The organism is Pseudonocardia oroxyli, from assembly GCF_900102195.1.
Lineage (GTDB): Bacteria > Actinomycetota > Actinomycetes > Mycobacteriales > Pseudonocardiaceae > Pseudonocardia > Pseudonocardia oroxyli.
In genome coordinates this window covers 298,842-313,561 of sequence record NZ_FNBE01000001.1, presented here as the reverse complement: position 1 = coordinate 313,561, position 14,720 = coordinate 298,842, and the positions used below count along the sequence as shown (strand labels likewise).

Here is a 14,720-nt window from a genome sequence, read left to right as displayed (position 1 = left end):
CACCCGTGAGCGGCGATGGTCGCCAGAGCGACTATCGCCGCTCACGGGGTCAGGCGGGGCAGACCGTGCCGTCGCGGGGGAGGACGCCCGCCAGCAGGGTCTGTTCGACCAGGGCGGTCACGCAGGCGTTGCGGGGGTAGGCGCCCTGGCCCGCCCCCTGCCATCCGACGAAGGCGCTGCGGCCCAACGACTGCGCGACGTGCTGAGCGCCGGCGAGGGGGGCTCGGGCGTCCGCCGCGGTGCCCAGCACGAGGACCGGGGCGGCCTCGGGCGGCAGGGTGCCGACCTCGGGCGCGCCCGGCGCGGTCGGCCACGGGCCGCACGCCAGCAGCCCCTGGGCCGCCGCCACCCCGAACAGCGGGTACTGCGCGGCCCACCGGTCGGCGAGCTGCGCGACCTGGGGCGGGGCGAGCCGCTGGGTGGAGTCGTTGCAGGCGGTGGCGAGGGCGGCGTCGAACGTGCCACCGTCCCCGAGCACCGGGGCGAGGAAGGCGAAGAGCCCGGACGGGTCCCCGGCGCCCGCGGCGGCCAGCCCGGCGGCCAGCGCGGGCCACCGCGCCGGGTCGGGCAGCCCGGCGCGCAGCGCGGCAAGCGTGCCGCCCGCGGTGAGCCGGTCACCGTCGGCGGAGGCGAGCGGCTGCTGTCCGAGCCCGCCGACGACGCCGGTCACCGCGGCCCGCGGGTCCGGCCCCAGCGGGCAGTTCCCCCGTGCCACGCAGGCCGCGGCGAACGCGTCGAAGGCCGCCTCGGTGGCGGCGGCGCGCGCCTCGGTCCGGTCCGGTTCGGGCGTGGCGAGGTCGACGGGGGAGTCGAGCACCAGCCGTCCGACCGAACGGGGGTGCGCGAAGGCCCAGGCCGCCGCGGCGGTGGCCCCGTCGCCGAGACCCAGCACGTTGAGGTGCGCGGTCCGCAGCTGCGTGCGCAGGATCTCCAGGTCCGCGGCCGTGGCGGCGGTCCGGTAGGAGCCGATGGCGCTGTCCAGCAACAGGTAGCAGTCCTGCACGACCGCGCGGGCGTCCTCCAGGAGCCCGGTCAGCCCGGCGTCCCCCGGGACCGGGGGCACGTCGGTGAGGGCGGCCCGGGCGTCCGGCGGGGCGCAGTCCAGCAGGTCACCACCTGTGCCGCGGCGGTCGATCCCGACGAGCTGGTAGGTGGCGAGCACGCGATCGGAGACCAGCGTGGCCATCCGGGCGGCGAGCCGGGCGGACCCGCCCGCCGCGCTGTCCCCGACCACGACGAGCGCGGGCCGGTTGCGCGGCGCGTCCGCCCGCGAGACGCGCAGCACGCCGAGCCGGGTGGTGTCGGCGCCGCGCCGCTGGGGGTCGGTGTCGACCTCGAGCTGCCCGCAGCTGGCCGAGAGGGCCCGCCCCGCGGGGACCGGGTAACCCGCCGCCGCGGCCGCCTCCAGGGTGTCCGCGGTGCAGTCCGAGTAGTCGATCAGCGTGTCGAGCGGCTCGGGTGCCGGGAGCGCGTTCGGGTCGGTGGGCGGAGCGTCCGCGCTGGTCGGCGGGCCGTTGGTCTGGTCGCCGCGGACGGCGACGGGCGGGCGCTGCGAGGGCCCGAGGGCACAGCCTGCGAGGACGAGCGCGCCGACCAGCGCGAGCACCAGCCACCGCACCCGAGCCCCCACCCCACCAGTCTGACCGACCCGCCGTGAACCGGGTGTCAGTGCGCCGTCCAGCCGCCGTCCTGCACCAGCGACACCCCCGTGATCGACGCCGAGGCCGGGCCCCAGAGCACGCTCGCGAACTCGGCGACCTCGGCGGGGTCGATCAGCCGCTTCACCGCGACCGGGGTGAGCATGATCTGCTCGACGACCTGGTCCTCGGGGATGCCGTGGGCCCGGGCCTGGTCGGCGATCTGCTTCTCCACCAGCGGGGTCCGCACGTACGCCGGGTTGACGCAGTTGCTGGTCACCCCGTGCGGAGCGCCCTCCAGCGCCGTGACCTTCGACAGCCCTTCGAGGCCGTGCTTGGCCGCCACGTAGGCCGACTTGAACGGCGAGGCGCGCAGCCCGTGGGCGCTGGACACGTTGACCACCCGCCCCCACCCCTGCGCGTACATGTGCGGCAGCACCCGCCGCACCAGCCGGAACGGGGCCTCGAGCATGATCGTCAGGATCGCGTGGAACAGGGCCGGGTCGAAGTCCTCGATCGGCGAGACGTGCTGGCGGCCCGCGTTGTTGACCAGCACGTCCACGTCGGCGGGCAGCGCGTCGACCGCATCCAGGTCGGTGAGGTCGCAGACCAGCGGCTCGATCCCCTCCGCGGCGGGGACCGCCACCAGGTCGACGGCGTAGACGTGCGCGCCGTCCGCGGCGAGCCGGTGGGCCATGGCGGCCCCGATCCCGCTCGCCGCGCCGGTGACCAGGGCCTTCTTGCCGGAGAGCGTCATGGGACGAGCGTAGGGCGGGAGGGGGCCGCGGAGCGTGTCGACCTGCTCACGCCACCCGCGGCGTGGACTTGGCGGTGTCCAGCTCCAGCCGCACGGCGACGGGGAGGTGGGCGATCCCGAGCGCGTCCCGGGCCTCGGTGACGATCTCCGCGTCGAGCCGCCTGCAGATCTCGGCGACGTCCGCCTCGTCGTCCAGCCAGACGGTGAGCCGCAGCGCGGGGCTCCCGGGCTTGCCGACCATCCGGCCCCGGGTGCGCGAGACGCCCGGGAGCCCGGCGGCCCGTTCGGCCACGGCGTCCGCGGCGGCTCCGGCGGTGACCAGCAGCCTGGTCTCGGCGTCGGACTCCAGGAGCAGGTCGGGGCGGCGTTCGGGGCGCAGCGAGCGCACCGCCCACCACAGCCCGACGATCAGCAGCAGGACCCCGGCGGCGATCGCCACCCACCGCCAGAGCAGCGGCTGGGCGCGCAGCGCGTCGACGATCATCGGGTCGAGCAGCGGCCTGCCCGCCCGGCCGCGACCGAACACCCCCCAGCCCAGCAGCGCCGCCCCGGTGCCCGCGAGCAGCAGGACCAGGCCGAGCAACGCCAGGCGGGTGCGGTCCCCGCCCGCCGACCGGGCGACGGCGCGGCGGGAGCGGCGCACGACCCCCTTCGGCATGTCCACCGTGGTCATCGCGGCTCCTTCCGGCTGCGGGTGGTGACGGCGACCGAGGGTCGCCGGGCGAGCGGCAGGTCGTCGATCAGCGCGTCCGTCCGGGCCCGGACGGTCTCCTTGAGCGAGCCCTCGTCCTCCGGCCATCCCTCGGCCCGCACGACCACCCGGCGGGCGGAGGCGGACACGGTGGCGGCGGCGACGTCGTCGGACGCCCGGACGGTCCGGCCGACCAGCCGGGCGAGCACCCGCGGGGAGGTCGACACGGTCATGGCGGGGGTCGGCGAGGTCAGCGGGACGTCGTGGCGGCGGGCGAGCAGTGCCACGAGCAGCAGGAGCAGCCCGATCACCCCGACGCACACGGAGACGACGAGCACCGGGCGGTCGGACCAGGTGGTGTCGCGCAGGGTCGCCTGCCAGGCCTGCCAGGGCACGACGATCCCGGTGGTCGAGCCGGGGCGGACCCAGGCCGCCACGACCTCGATCACGAGCAGCACCCCGACCGCCGCCAGGGCGAGCCCCAGCAGCGGGGCGAGGGTGCGGAGCAGCACGCGCACGGCTGCCTCCTTACTGGATCTTGGGTGCGCGGGGGCCCGCGGGCGGGCGCAACCCGGAGACGGTCACGGCGACCGAACGGACGTGGTGCCCGGTGAGCCGGGCCAGCTCGGCGGTGATCCGCTCGCGCACGGTGTGGACCGTGGTGCGCACCGGGGTCGGGTAGACGCAGGTCAGCTCGAGGCGGACGTCCACGGAGTCCCCGACGGCGCTCACCCGCGCGCGGGGCCCGGCGTCCCCGACCTCGAGGCCGGCGACCCGGCGCTCGCGGTGCAGGGTGCCGGGGGTCCGGTCGGTCACGTACTCGACGATCTTGCGGAGCACGACGGGGTCGATGTCGAGTCCGCCGCGCTCGTCGGCGTCCGGGGCCCCGGCGGGCAGCGCGACCGCCGCGGGCGCCCGGGACCCGGGGGCGGGCACGGTGGACACGGTCACTTGTCCCGGGCCCGGCCGAGCATGCCGGACAGGTCCAGCTCGCCGTCGAGGAACCGGCCCACGGCGAGCCCGAGCGCGCCGAGGACCAGCACGATGATGAAGGCGACGAAACCGCCGAAGGCGGCGGCGAGGCCGAGTAGGAGCCCGGCCAGCAGGCCGGTCTGGGTGGCGTTCATGAGTGCTCCTGGTCTTCCTGGTCTTCGGAGAGCCGGGACCGGGCCCGGCGACGGGCCGTCCGGATCGCCGCGATGACGATCCGGACGGGGAGGGGAGGAGTGGTGACGAACTCGACGGGCCGGTCGAACCGGGGGTCCGGCGGCGGCGCGTCCGCGGGCTCGACCCGCGCGCGCAACGCCGCCAACCCCGCGACGAAGGCCTCGGGATCACCGCCCCGGTCGGGGTGGTGGGCCTTGACGAACGCCCGCTCGTCCGGTGTCACAGCAGGCCGACCTGCGCGGGGACGACGTCGGACACGGTCAGGTCCACCGGACGGTCGCCGACGATGCGGGCCACGCGGGCCCGCAGCCGCTCGACGACCGCCGGGATCGGCGGGCCGAGGTGGAGCACGACGGCGACCTCGACGCGGTCCGCGACCCGCACCCCGACCAGTTTCTCGCCGGGCAGGTAGGTCAGCACCGCGCCGTAGACGCCGCCGTCGAGCCGCGCGACCGCGGGGTCCGCGGTCACGGCGTCGGCGACCGCGCGCGCGAGCGCGTCGGTCTCGGCGGCGGACGTGGTCACTCGACGCGCGAGGTCGCCGGGGTGGCCGGGACCGGCGCGGGCGCCGCGTCGTCGTCCTCGTCGGGCAGGTGGATGTCGTTGACGGCGATGTTGACCTCGATGACCTCGAGGCCGGTCATCCGCTCGACCGCCGTGATCACGTTGCGCCGCACGGCACGTGCGAGCTCCACGATGGACGCGCCGTACTCCACGACGATGTCCAGGTCGATCGCGGCCTGCTTCTCGCCGACCTCGACCTGCACGCCTGCGATGTTCGAGGCGCCGGTGCCGCCACCGGGGATGCGCTCGCGCAGGGCGCCGAAGGTGCGGGACAGCCCGCCGCCCATGGAGTGGACGCCGGAGATCTCCCGCGCGGCGATGCCGGCGATCTTCTGGACCACGGAGGCCGCGATGGTGGTCTTGCCCTGCGAGGTGTCCTCGGCGAGGCGGCTCGGGCTGCCCGCGGTGCCTGCCGGGTTCGCCGTCGACGGCGCGGTGGTGGCGGGGGTGCTGGTGGTCATGGGTAGTCCTCCCGTGCTGTGGTGCGCTTCCACATCTTCTGACGTGGGTTCCCCGTGCGCCCTCACAGATGTTCACTCGAATGGCGGATGTGATAGCGCAGGAGCAGGGTCGAGTCCTCCTCCAGCACGGAGTGGAGGGTCATGTCCTCGGGCTCGACCCCCGCGGCGGACCGGGCGATCCGGCCCGCCTCGCCCGCCGCCAGCAGCGGGGAGAGGGTGAGGCACAGCTCGTCCACGGCCCCGGCGGCGACCAGGTCGCCGTGCAGGCCGGGTCCGCCCTCGCAGAGCACGCGGCGCAGCCCGCGGCGGTCGAGCTCGCCGAGGAGGGTGGGGACCCGCAGGTCCGGCAGCTCGACGACGTCCCCGCCCGCCTCCCGCAGGGCGGCGCGCCGGTCCGCCGGGGCCTCGGCGGTGGTGAGCACGATCGTGGGGACGGCGGTGTCGGTGAACAGCCCGAGGTCGGTCTCCAGGGACGCCGACCCCGTGACGACGGCGATCGGCGGGGGAGTGTCCCGCCCGATCGTCGGCGTGCGGGCGCCGCGGTAGCGCTCCGCGCGCGCCGTGCCGGACCCGACGAGGATCACGTCGGCGAGCCTGCGCAGGACGCCGAACACGGCCTTGTCCGCGGGGGAGCCGAGACCGGAGGAGACGCCGTCGACCGAGACCGCGCCGTCCAGGCTGGACACGAAGTTGACCCGGACCCACGGCCGGCTCAGATCCGCCGGATAGGCGTAGGTCTGCGTGAGGTCGGGGTCGGACCCGGGGGGTAGCAGGCTGCGCACTCGCACATCCCAGCACGTCCTGTGATCCATCGGGGGTTTCGGGCCGCCGGTGCTGAGGCTAGCCTCACTTCGACCGAGGGGGACCACACCGGAAGGCAGGGTCCCCTCATGTACGGACGGGGTGACACGTGGCGGCGGGAACGACGCAGGTTCCGGGGGCCGGGGGCGCAGCGACCGGCCGGGCCCGGCCCCGCCGGTCGCTGCGCACCCGGCGGCTGACCGGGCTGGGCCTGCTGGTCGCGCTCCTGGTGCTGGTGGTGTTCGCGAGCATCGCGCTCGGTACCAAGGTCATCCCGTTCGCGCACGTGTGGAGCGCGCTCTGGGCGCCCACCGGCACCGAGGACGACATCGTCATCCGCTCGCTGCGGATCCCGCGCACGATCCTCGGCGTCGCCGTCGGCGCCGCCCTCGGTCTCGCGGGCGCGCTGATCCAGGGGCACACGCGCAACCCGCTGGCCGATCCGGGCCTGCTCGGGGTGAACATGGGCGCGGCGTTCTTCGTGGTCGTCGGGATCTACGTGTTCGGCGTGACCACGTTGTTCGGCTACGTCTGGTTCGCGTTCGCGGGCGCGATGGTCGCCAGCGCGGCGGTGTTCGCGCTCGGCGCGGCGAGCGGGCGCGGCAGTCCCACCCCGGTGACGCTCGCCTTGGCGGGCGCCGCCCTGACCTTCCTGCTCAGTGGCCTGGTCTCGGCGATCATCCTGATCGACACCGACACCCTGGACGCCTACCGCTTCTGGAACGTCGGGTCGCTCGCGGGCCGGGACGCCTCCATCGCCGGGCAGGTCGCGCCGTTCCTGGTCGTGGGCGCGTTGATCGGGCTGGCGAGCGCCCCCGCGCTGAACGCGCTGTCGCTGGGGGAGGACGTCGCCCGCTCGCTCGGACAGTCCGTGCGCCGTACCCGGTTCCTGGGCGTCGTGGCGATCACCCTGCTGGCGGGGGGTGCCACGGCCGCGTGCGGGCCGATCGGGTTCGTCGGACTCGTCGTGCCGCACGTGGTGCGGGCGTTCACCGGGCCGGACTACCGCTGGTTGCTGCCCGCCTCCGGGCTGATGGGCGCGGTGCTGCTGCTGACGGCGGACATCGTGGGCAGGCTCGTCGCCCGCCCCGGCGAGCTGCAGGTCGGCATCGTGCTCGCGCTGATCGGGGCGCCGTTCTTCATCGCCCTGGTCCGCCGCCGCAAGATGATGGCGATCTGATGACGAGCACGCTCGTCCCCGGCCGCACCCCGCTGCGGCGCGGCCCGTTCTCAGGGGTCTGGCGCCCCCGGAACGTCACCGTGCTGGTCGCGGCCGCGGTGGTCCTGGTGCTGGCGCTGGCGGTGAACATCGGCCGTGGCGAGTTCCCCATCTCCATCCCCGAGGTGCTGGCCGTTCTCGTCGGCGGCGGGGACGCCGGGCAGCAGTTCATCGTCCTGGAGCTGCGGCTGCCGCGGTCGCTGACCGGTGCGCTCGTCGGCGGGGCGCTGGCCGTGTCCGGTGCGATCATGCAGTCGATCGCCCGCAACCCGCTGGCCAGCCCGGACATCATCGGGATCACCTGGGGGGCCTCGGCCGCGGCGGTCACGCTGATCGTGCTCGGCGGGTCCGGCCTGGTCGGCGGGCTCGCCGCCGTGGGGCTGCCGATCGCGGCCCTGGTCGGCGGCCTCGTGACCGCCGTCCTGATCTACACGCTCGCGTGGCGAAAGGGCATCCAGGGCTTCCGGCTGGTGCTGGTCGGCATCGGCGTCAACGCGATGCTGGCCGCGCTGGTGAACTGGCTGCTCATCATCGCCCAGGTCTACGAGGCCGCACGGGCGCAGGTGTGGCTGAACGGCAGCCTGAACGCCCGGGGGTGGGAGCACGTCGTCCCGGTCGGGATCGCGCTGCTGGTCCTGGTGCCCGCCGCGCTGGTGCTGGCGTTCGTCATGGGCGCCCTGCAGTACGGGGACGACACGGCGAAGGGCCTCGGTGTGCGGGTGAACACCGCGCGGAGCCTGTTGCTGCTGGTCGCCGTCGGGCTCGCCGCCGTGGCCACCGCAGGGGCGGGGCCGATCACCTTCGTGGCGCTCGTGGCGCCGCAGATCGCCCAGCGGCTCGTCGGCTCCTCCCGACCGCCGATCGGCGCGTCGCTGCTGGTCGGGGCCGCGCTCACGGTCGTCTCGGACATCATCGCGCGCACCGCGTTCGGGTCCGTCGAGCTCCCGGTCGGGGTCGTCACGGCCGTGCTCGGCGCCCCCTATCTGCTCTACCTGCTCATCAGACAAGGCCGGGAGGCCCGCGCATGACCACGCGCCCCGACGCCCCGCTCGACGCCCCGCTCGACGCCCCGCTCGACGCCCCGCTCGACGCCCCGGTCGACCTGGACGCGCCCGCGACGGACGAGGCCCCGGCGGCCCGGGTCCGGCTCGCCGCCGAGGGTGTCCGGCTCGGCTACGGCGCCCGGACGATCGTCGAGGACCTGGACCTCGAGATCCTGCACGGCACCGTCACCGCCGTGATCGGGCCGAACGGCTGCGGCAAGTCCACCCTGCTCCGGGCGCTGGGTCGGCTCCTGGCCCCGACGGCGGGTCACGTCCTGCTCGACGGGCGGCGGATCGACCGGACCCCCACCAAGGAGGTCGCCACCGTCCTGGGGCTGCTCCCGCAGGCGCCCACCGCGCCGGAGGGGCTCACCGTGGGCGACCTCGTGGCGCGGGGCAGGCACCCGCACCAGGCCTGGTACCGGCAGTGGTCGGGGGACGACGAGGCCGCCGTGGCGGAGGCGTTGGCCTGGACCGGCATCGCGGACCTCGCCGAGCGCCCGCTCGACGAGCTCTCCGGCGGCCAGCGCCAGCGCGCCTGGATCTCGATGGCGCTCGCCCAGGGCACCGAGCTCCTGCTACTCGACGAGCCCACCACCTTCCTGGACCTGTCCCACCAGGTCGAGGTGCTGGAGCTGGTGGACCGCCTGCACAGCGAGCGCGGCCGCACGGTCGTCATGGTGCTGCACGACCTCAACCTCGCCGCCCGCTACGCCGACCGGCTCGTCGCCATGAAGGACGGCCGGATCATGGCCCAGGGCGCGCCGGCGGACGTGCTCACCGAGCCGCTGCTGCGCGAGGTGTTCGGGCTCGAGGCGAAGGTGGTTCCGGATCCCGTCGCGGGTACTCCGATGGTGGTCCCGATCGGGACGGCGCGCGCGTCGCGCCCCTGAATAATGCGCTCTCGCGCGGCGGATCCCGGCAATCCGATTGCCCGGGACGAGGGAGACAGAACCCGACGTTCGCCGTTTCGAGAAGTCCCGAGCCGGTGTGCCACAGCGTGACCGGTTGAATCCGCAACGCGCGCTCGTTATAGACTCGGCGGGCCAGGGGGGATGAATGGGACTGCCGTCGAGAAAACGGAGGCGGACCTACCGAATTCGTTGATACGGAAACCGGATGTGATCGGGAACACCCCACTCGACCGCGACCGGTCTCACATTCGAGGTGACGCGCGTGCGCCCACAGGCTGGATCGGTCCCTGATCTCGGCTCCGAGTCGTCCGGGCACTCGAGACAGGTGCTCGCGGACGTCGCGAAGGCGCTCGCCCACCCGGACCGCATCTGGATCCTCCAGCTGCTGGCCGACGGGGAGCGGTCCGTCGCCGACCTGCGCTCGCGCACCGGGCAGGTGGCGTCGACGCTGTCCTCGCACCTCGCGGTCCTGCGCCACGCGGATCTCGTCACCGTGCGCCGCGAAGGCCCCTCGGTGTTCTACGGGCTCGCGGACGCCTCGTCCCTGCGGGTACTGGAGTCGCTGCGGGAGGTCGTCGTGCACACCCTCGACCGACGCGACCTCGCCTTCGGCGCCGACCCGGACGAGCGCACGCGCGTCTGACCCCGCCGGGCACTAGGGTCTCGCCATGGCGAGCGTGCGCGAGACCCTGCGGGTGCCGAAGGGCCCCGTCGACCTCGAGGAGATCGACCCTCGAGGCACCCCCGTCGGTCCGACGCGCAAGGCGGCGGCCGCGGACGAGATGGCCGACCTCGGCGTCCGGCTGGACACGCTGCAGGAGGCGCTCTACGCCGAGGGCACCGGCGGCGGGACCCGCGCCGTGCTGCTCGTCCTGCAGGGCATGGACACCTCCGGCAAGGGCGGGGTCATCCACCACGCGGTGGGGCTGGTGAACCCGCAGGGCGTGCAGATCGCCTCGTTCAAGCGCCCCACCGCGGAGGAGCTCGCGCACGACTTCCTCTGGCGCATCCGCAAGCAGGTGCCGGTGCCCGGCCGGATCGGCGTCTTCGACCGCTCCCACTACGAGGACGTGCTCGTGGCGCGGGTCGACTCGCTCGTGCCGGAGGAGGTCTGGCAGGCCCGGTACGCGCAGATCACCGCGTTCGAACAGGAGCTCACCGGTCGGGGCGTGACCCTCGTCAAGTGCATGCTGCACATCTCGCCGCAGGAGCAGGCCGAGCGGCTGCTCGCCCGGCTGGACGATCCCACCAAGCGCTGGAAGTACAACCCCGGCGACCTCGACACCCGGGCGAAGTGGCCCGCCTACCAGGAGGCCTACGAGGCCGCACTGGAGCGCTGCGACGCCGACGCCGCGCCCTGGTACGTCATCCCCAGCGACCGCAAGTGGTACCGGAACTGGGCCGTCGCGGCGATCCTGGCCGAGACCCTGGAGGACATGGCGCCGGTGTTCCCGCCGCCGGACTTCGACGTCGAGGAGCAGCGGGCCCTGGTGCGGGTCTCGCTCAGGTGAGCAGGGGGTGGATCGCCCAGAACGCCAGCGCCGCGGACAGCGCGGCGGCGGGCAGGGTGACCACCCAGGCCACCGCGATGTTGCCCGCGACGTTCCACCGGACCGCGGACAGCCGCTTCGTGGCGCCCACCCCGAGGATGGACGACGTGATGGTCTGCGTGGTCGAGATGGGCGCCGCGAACACGAACGCGGTCGTGTAGAGCACGGCGGACGCCGTGAGCTCGGCGGCGAACCCGCGCGGCGGGTCGAGGTCGATGATCCGGCGCCCGAGGGTCCGCATGATGCGCCAGCCGCCCGCGTAGGTGCCCAGGGACAGCGCGCCCGCGGAGATCAGCACGACCCACCAGGGGATGTCGGTGCCCTGGTGGTAGCCCCCGACGATCAGCGCGAGGACGATCACGCCCATGGTCTTCTGGGCGTCCTGCAGGCCGTGGCCGAGCGCCATCGCGGCGGCCGACACCGTCTGCGCCACGCGGAACCCGCGGGTCAGCCGGGCCGGGTTGCCCCGCCGGAAGATCCACAGCAGCGCGATCATCACCAGTCCGGCGAGCACGAACCCGACGACCGGGGACAGCACCATCGGGACCAGGACCTTCTCCAGCACCCCGCTCCACTTCACGGTGCCCGCGGAGGCCGTGGCCGCGCCCACCAGCCCGCCGATCAGCGCGTGCGAGGACGAGCTGGGCAGCCCGAACCACCAGGTCACCAGGTTCCACACGATGGCGCCCAGCAGCGCGGCCAGCACCACCGACAGCCCCTCCATGCCCTGGGGCGCCTCGATGATCCCGCTGCCGACGGTCGAGGCCACCTCGGTCCCGAGGAAGGCGCCGACGAGGTTCATCACCGCCGCCATCGCCAAGGCCACCCGCGGGGAGAGCGCGCGCGTGGCGACGGAGGTCGCGATGGCGTTCGCGGCGTCGTGGAAGCCGTTGGTGTAGTCGAAGACCAGGGCCACGGCGATGACGACGACGATCGTCGTGAGCAGCACTACGCTTCCTTCACGGCGATGCTCTCGACCGTGTTCGCCACGGTCTCGAAGGCGTCCGCCGCCTCTTCCAGGGTGTCGACGACCTCCTTGAGCTTGATGATCTCCAGGAGGGCCGCGGTGTCGGTCGGGGCCTCGGCCGGGGACAGCAGCCCGGCGAGCACGGCGTGGTACGCCTCGTCCGCCTCGTCCTCGAGCGAGTTCACGTGGATCCAGTAGTCCTGCAGCGCGGACATCTTCTCCAGCCGGGGCATGGCCTCCGCGGTGGCCACCGCCGCCCGGCGCAGCACGTCCACCTGCATGGTGATGCCCGCGGGCAGCCGGTCCAGCCGGTAGAGCACGATCCGGTCCGCCGCCTCCTCGATGGCGTCCACGACGTCGTCGAGGGAGGAGGCGAGCCGGTAGATGTCCTCGCGGTCGAACGGGGTCACGAAGACCGAGTTGAGCTTGACCATGATCTCGTGCGTCACGTCGTCGCCCGCGTTCTCCGCCTCCTTCACCCGTTTGGCGATGGCGGGGCGGTCCGCGGGGACGGCGTCGACCATCGCGGCGAGCTCGTCGGCTGCGACCACGATGTTCTCCGCGGCGCGGGTGAACAGCGGGTAGAAGCCGCGTTCCTGTGGCGTCAACCGGAAGGCCATGACGGGTTTTCTACCTGTTCATCTCGGGCCGGTCGTGGGCGGGCCCCGTTCCGGGCGCTCGGTCAGCCGATGAGGGTCCGGCCGATGATCTCCTTCATGATCTCGTTGGTGCCGCCGTAGATCGACTGCACCCGGGAGTCCACGAAGGCCTTGGCGATCGGGTACTCGAGCATGTAGCCGTACCCGCCGTGCAGCTGTACGCAGCGGTCCACGACCCGTCGCTGCACGTCAGTGGCCCACCACTTGGCCTTCGCCGCGTCCGCGACCGGCAGCTCGGACTCGACGTGCCGGGCCAGGCAGCGGTCGACGTACGCGCGTGTCACGTCCACCTCGGTGTCCATCTCGGCCAGCTCGAACCGGGTGTTCTGGAAGTGCGCGACGGGCTTGCCGAAGGCCTTGCGCTCCTTCGTGTACTCCAGCGTCATCGCCAGGGCGGCCGCCGCGCCCGCGGTGGCGCCGAGCGCGATGGACAGCCGCTCCTGGGCCAGGTTCTGCATCAGGTGGATGAAGCCCTGGCCCACCTCGCCGAGGACGTTGGCCGCGGGCACCCGCACGTCGGTGAACGAGAGCTCGGCGGTGTCCTGGGCCTTCATCCCGACCTTCTCCAGCCTGCGGCCGCGCTCGAAGCCGGGCATGCCGCGCTCCACCACGAGCAGGGAGAAGCCGCGCGCGCCCGCGTCCGGGTCGGTCTTCGCGACGACGATGACGAGGTCGGCGAGGATCCCGTTGGTGATGAACGTCTTGGTGCCGTTGAGGATCCAGTCGTCGCCGTCCCGGCGCGCGTGGGTCGCGATGCCCTGCAGGTCAGAGCCCGTGCCCGGCTCCGTCATCGCGATCGCGGTGATGAGGTCGCCGGAGCAGAACCCGGGGAGCCAGCGCTGCTTCTGCTCGTCCGTGCACAGGCGCAGCAGGTAGGGCGCGACGACGTCGTTGTGCAGCGGGAAGCCGAGCCCGCTCGCACCGGCCGCGGTGATCTCCTCGAGCGCGACGGCGTTGTACCGGAAGTCCGGCGTGCCCCCGCCGCCGAACTGCTCGGGCACGTCGGTGCCCAGCAGGCCCGCCCGGCCCGCGGTCCGCCAGACCTCGCGGTCGACCTGGCCCTGCTTCTCCCACTCGGCGTGGTGGGGGAGGACCTCCTTGGCGAGGAAGGTCCGGACGAGGTCCCGGAACGCGTCGTGTTCGGCGTCGAAGATGTCGCGCTGCATGACACGCAGCCTCCCATACCCGCGGGTAACCACGCGGGCCGTCGCCGGCCCGTACGCTCCGCCGATGGGCGTCGGGGCGAACATCTGGGACAAGGTCGTCGCAGGTGGGGTGGCCGACCTGCGGCGGTGTCACCGGCGCGAGGTCGCGGCGGAGACCGAGCACACGGGGTCCGCACGGGGCTGGGTCCTGCACCGCTACGACCCGACGGCGCCGCAGTCCGGCCCGCCGGTGCTGCTGGTCCCGCCGCTGGGCGCCCCGGACTTCGCCTACGACCTGCGCCGCGGCGGCTCGCTCGTCGAGCACCTCCTCGACCGGGGCCGCCCGGTGTACCTCGTCGACTACGGGCCCCTGTCCTTCGGTCACCGCGCCCTCGGCGTGGAGCACTGGGTGGACGAGGTGGTCCCGCAGGTGACCCGGCGGATCGGCGAGCCGGTGCACCTGGTCGGATGGTCGCTGGGCGGGCTGTTCTGCCTGCTCGCGCTCGCCGCGGCCGAGCGGCTCGGGGAGCCGCTGCCGGTGCGCTCGGTCACCGCCATCGCCAGTCCGGTCGACATCGCGGCGGTGCCGCTGGTGGCGCCGCTGCGGCCGGTGGCGCAGCTCGCGGGCGGGCGGGCGGTCTCGGCGATCTACCGCGCGGTGGGCAGCCTCCCCGCCCCGGTGGTCAGCGGCGTCTTCCACCTGACGGCGGTGGACCGGCTGGTCACGAAGCCGCTGGCGGTGCTGAGCAGGCTGGGGGACAAGGACACCCTCGCGCACATGGAGGCCGTCGACTACCTGATGAACCACATGCACGGCTATCCCGGGCGCGCCTTCGGGCAGCTCTTCCACCTGCTGCTGCGCGCCAACGACCTGGCCACCGGCAGGCTGGAGATCGGCGGGCGCACGGTGGACCTGGCGGACGTCCGGGTGCCCGTCCTGGTCGTGGCGGGCCTGGACGACGTCATCGCCCCGCTCGGCGCGGTCCGCGGGGTGGTCCCGCTGCTCACCGGAGCCCCGCAGGTCCGGTTCGAGAGCGCGCCGGGCGGGCACCTCGGCGTCCTGACCGGACGGCGGGCCCGCACCACCACCTGGCCGATCCTCGACGACTTCCTGGGCCGGACCTGACGTCCCGGGCGGGACCCGA

The 14,720-nt window shown here is 74.1% G+C and carries 19 protein-coding genes; 6 read left to right on the top strand and 13 right to left on the bottom strand.

The window, feature by feature from the left end:
* Window positions 1-49: 49 nt before the first annotated feature.
* The 10 genes from BLS43_RS01540 to BLS43_RS01495 all read right to left on the bottom strand — a co-directional run bounded on the left by BLS43_RS01540 (window position 50) and on the right by BLS43_RS01495 (window position 6,059).
* Window positions 50-1,630 (bottom strand): alpha/beta hydrolase, encoded by a 1,581-nt coding sequence (locus tag BLS43_RS01540; protein WP_143029912.1) that lies wholly within the window; start codon window positions 1,628-1,630, stop codon window positions 50-52.
* 35 nt (window positions 1,631-1,665) lie between these two features.
* Window positions 1,666-2,394, bottom strand: coding sequence for a 3-hydroxybutyrate dehydrogenase (locus tag BLS43_RS01535; protein ID WP_093075393.1), 729 nt, complete (start codon window positions 2,392-2,394; stop codon window positions 1,666-1,668).
* A gap of 46 nt (window positions 2,395-2,440) precedes the next feature.
* The gene (locus tag BLS43_RS01530) at window positions 2,441-3,067 is read right to left on the bottom strand and encodes an Asp23/Gls24 family envelope stress response protein (protein WP_245707235.1); all 627 of its coding nucleotides are present in this window, start codon (window positions 3,065-3,067) and stop codon (window positions 2,441-2,443) included.
* Complete coding sequence (locus BLS43_RS01525; protein WP_093075389.1) at window positions 3,064-3,603, bottom strand: DUF6286 domain-containing protein; 540 nt, start codon at window positions 3,601-3,603, stop codon at window positions 3,064-3,066. Before BLS43_RS01525 ends, BLS43_RS01530 begins: the two co-directional genes overlap by 4 nt.
* A 10-nt stretch (window positions 3,604-3,613) precedes the next feature.
* On the bottom strand, window positions 3,614-4,030 hold the full coding sequence (locus BLS43_RS01520; RefSeq protein ID WP_245707234.1) for an Asp23/Gls24 family envelope stress response protein: 417 nt from the start codon (window positions 4,028-4,030) through the stop codon (window positions 3,614-3,616).
* A 2-nt stretch (window positions 4,031-4,032) separates the two neighbouring features.
* Window positions 4,033-4,212, bottom strand: coding sequence for a hypothetical protein (locus BLS43_RS01515; RefSeq protein ID WP_093075385.1), 180 nt, complete (start codon window positions 4,210-4,212; stop codon window positions 4,033-4,035).
* Window positions 4,209-4,475 (bottom strand): hypothetical protein, encoded by a 267-nt coding sequence (locus BLS43_RS01510; protein WP_093075382.1) that lies wholly within the window; start codon window positions 4,473-4,475, stop codon window positions 4,209-4,211. The genes BLS43_RS01515 and BLS43_RS01510 overlap by 4 nt, the downstream gene beginning before the upstream one ends.
* On the bottom strand, window positions 4,472-4,777 hold the full coding sequence (locus tag BLS43_RS01505) for a hypothetical protein (RefSeq protein WP_093075379.1): 306 nt from the start codon (window positions 4,775-4,777) through the stop codon (window positions 4,472-4,474). The genes BLS43_RS01510 and BLS43_RS01505 overlap by 4 nt, the downstream gene beginning before the upstream one ends.
* Window positions 4,774-5,277 (bottom strand): Asp23/Gls24 family envelope stress response protein, encoded by a 504-nt coding sequence (locus BLS43_RS01500; RefSeq protein ID WP_093075374.1) that lies wholly within the window; start codon window positions 5,275-5,277, stop codon window positions 4,774-4,776. Before BLS43_RS01500 ends, BLS43_RS01505 begins: the two co-directional genes overlap by 4 nt.
* Window positions 5,278-5,339: 62 nt before the next feature.
* Window positions 5,340-6,059, bottom strand: a complete 720-nt coding sequence (locus BLS43_RS01495) for a pyrimidine reductase family protein (protein ID WP_237191262.1) — start codon at window positions 6,057-6,059, stop codon at window positions 5,340-5,342.
* Between the two features lie 128 nt (window positions 6,060-6,187).
* Between BLS43_RS01495 and BLS43_RS01490 the strand changes: the two genes are divergently transcribed.
* From BLS43_RS01490 to BLS43_RS01470, 5 genes are all read left to right on the top strand, one after another.
* A complete protein-coding gene (locus BLS43_RS01490; RefSeq protein WP_093075365.1) occupies window positions 6,188-7,258 on the top strand; it encodes a FecCD family ABC transporter permease in 1,071 nt (356 codons plus the stop codon).
* Window positions 7,258-8,325, top strand: coding sequence for a FecCD family ABC transporter permease (locus BLS43_RS01485; protein ID WP_093075360.1), 1,068 nt, complete (start codon window positions 7,258-7,260; stop codon window positions 8,323-8,325). Before BLS43_RS01490 ends, BLS43_RS01485 begins: the two co-directional genes overlap by 1 nt.
* A complete protein-coding gene (locus tag BLS43_RS01480) occupies window positions 8,322-9,233 on the top strand; it encodes an ABC transporter ATP-binding protein (RefSeq protein WP_093075355.1) in 912 nt (303 codons plus the stop codon). Before BLS43_RS01485 ends, BLS43_RS01480 begins: the two co-directional genes overlap by 4 nt.
* A gap of 283 nt (window positions 9,234-9,516) precedes the next feature.
* Window positions 9,517-9,897, top strand: coding sequence for an ArsR/SmtB family transcription factor (locus BLS43_RS01475; RefSeq protein WP_176921126.1), 381 nt, complete (start codon window positions 9,517-9,519; stop codon window positions 9,895-9,897).
* A 25-nt stretch (window positions 9,898-9,922) separates the two neighbouring features.
* On the top strand, window positions 9,923-10,765 hold the full coding sequence (locus tag BLS43_RS01470; RefSeq protein ID WP_093075347.1) for a PPK2 family polyphosphate kinase: 843 nt from the start codon (window positions 9,923-9,925) through the stop codon (window positions 10,763-10,765).
* Here the strand turns inward: BLS43_RS01470 and BLS43_RS01465 are convergent.
* The 3 genes from BLS43_RS01465 to BLS43_RS01455 form a co-directional block, all read right to left on the bottom strand.
* Window positions 10,758-11,753 carry an inorganic phosphate transporter gene (locus BLS43_RS01465; RefSeq protein WP_093075343.1) on the bottom strand — a complete coding sequence of 332 codons (996 nt, stop codon included), beginning with the start codon at window positions 11,751-11,753 and terminating at the stop codon, window positions 10,758-10,760. The two genes, BLS43_RS01470 and BLS43_RS01465, sit on opposite strands and share 8 nt — an antisense overlap.
* Window positions 11,753-12,391, bottom strand: coding sequence for a DUF47 domain-containing protein (locus BLS43_RS01460; RefSeq protein ID WP_093075338.1), 639 nt, complete (start codon window positions 12,389-12,391; stop codon window positions 11,753-11,755). The genes BLS43_RS01465 and BLS43_RS01460 overlap by 1 nt, the downstream gene beginning before the upstream one ends.
* A gap of 62 nt (window positions 12,392-12,453) precedes the next feature.
* Window positions 12,454-13,596, bottom strand: coding sequence for an acyl-CoA dehydrogenase family protein (locus BLS43_RS01455; RefSeq protein ID WP_093075332.1), 1,143 nt, complete (start codon window positions 13,594-13,596; stop codon window positions 12,454-12,456).
* 64 nt (window positions 13,597-13,660) lie between these two features.
* Here BLS43_RS01455 and BLS43_RS01450 point away from each other — a divergent pair, with 64 nt between their 5' ends.
* Window positions 13,661-14,701 carry an alpha/beta fold hydrolase gene (locus BLS43_RS01450; RefSeq protein WP_093075327.1) on the top strand — a complete coding sequence of 347 codons (1,041 nt, stop codon included), beginning with the start codon at window positions 13,661-13,663 and terminating at the stop codon, window positions 14,699-14,701.
* Window positions 14,702-14,720: the final 19 nt, after the last annotated feature.

Coding starts and splice junctions, on each gene's coding strand:
- BLS43_RS01500 (WP_093075374.1), bottom strand. CDS start 5,277: ATGACCACCAGCACCCCCGCCACCACCGCGCCGTCGACGGCGAACCCG.
- BLS43_RS01455 (WP_093075332.1), bottom strand. CDS start 13,596: ATGCAGCGCGACATCTTCGACGCCGAACACGACGCGTTCCGGGACCTC.
- BLS43_RS01530 (WP_245707235.1), bottom strand. CDS start 3,067: ATGACCACGGTGGACATGCCGAAGGGGGTCGTGCGCCGCTCCCGCCGC.
- BLS43_RS01460 (WP_093075338.1), bottom strand. CDS start 12,391: ATGGCCTTCCGGTTGACGCCACAGGAACGCGGCTTCTACCCGCTGTTC.
- BLS43_RS01480 (WP_093075355.1), top strand. CDS start 8,322: ATGACCACGCGCCCCGACGCCCCGCTCGACGCCCCGCTCGACGCCCCG.
- BLS43_RS01515 (WP_093075385.1), bottom strand. CDS start 4,212: ATGAACGCCACCCAGACCGGCCTGCTGGCCGGGCTCCTACTCGGCCTC.
- BLS43_RS01470 (WP_093075347.1), top strand. CDS start 9,923: ATGGCGAGCGTGCGCGAGACCCTGCGGGTGCCGAAGGGCCCCGTCGAC.
- BLS43_RS01535 (WP_093075393.1), bottom strand. CDS start 2,394: ATGACGCTCTCCGGCAAGAAGGCCCTGGTCACCGGCGCGGCGAGCGGG.
- BLS43_RS01485 (WP_093075360.1), top strand. CDS start 7,258: ATGACGAGCACGCTCGTCCCCGGCCGCACCCCGCTGCGGCGCGGCCCG.
- BLS43_RS01450 (WP_093075327.1), top strand. CDS start 13,661: ATGGGCGTCGGGGCGAACATCTGGGACAAGGTCGTCGCAGGTGGGGTG.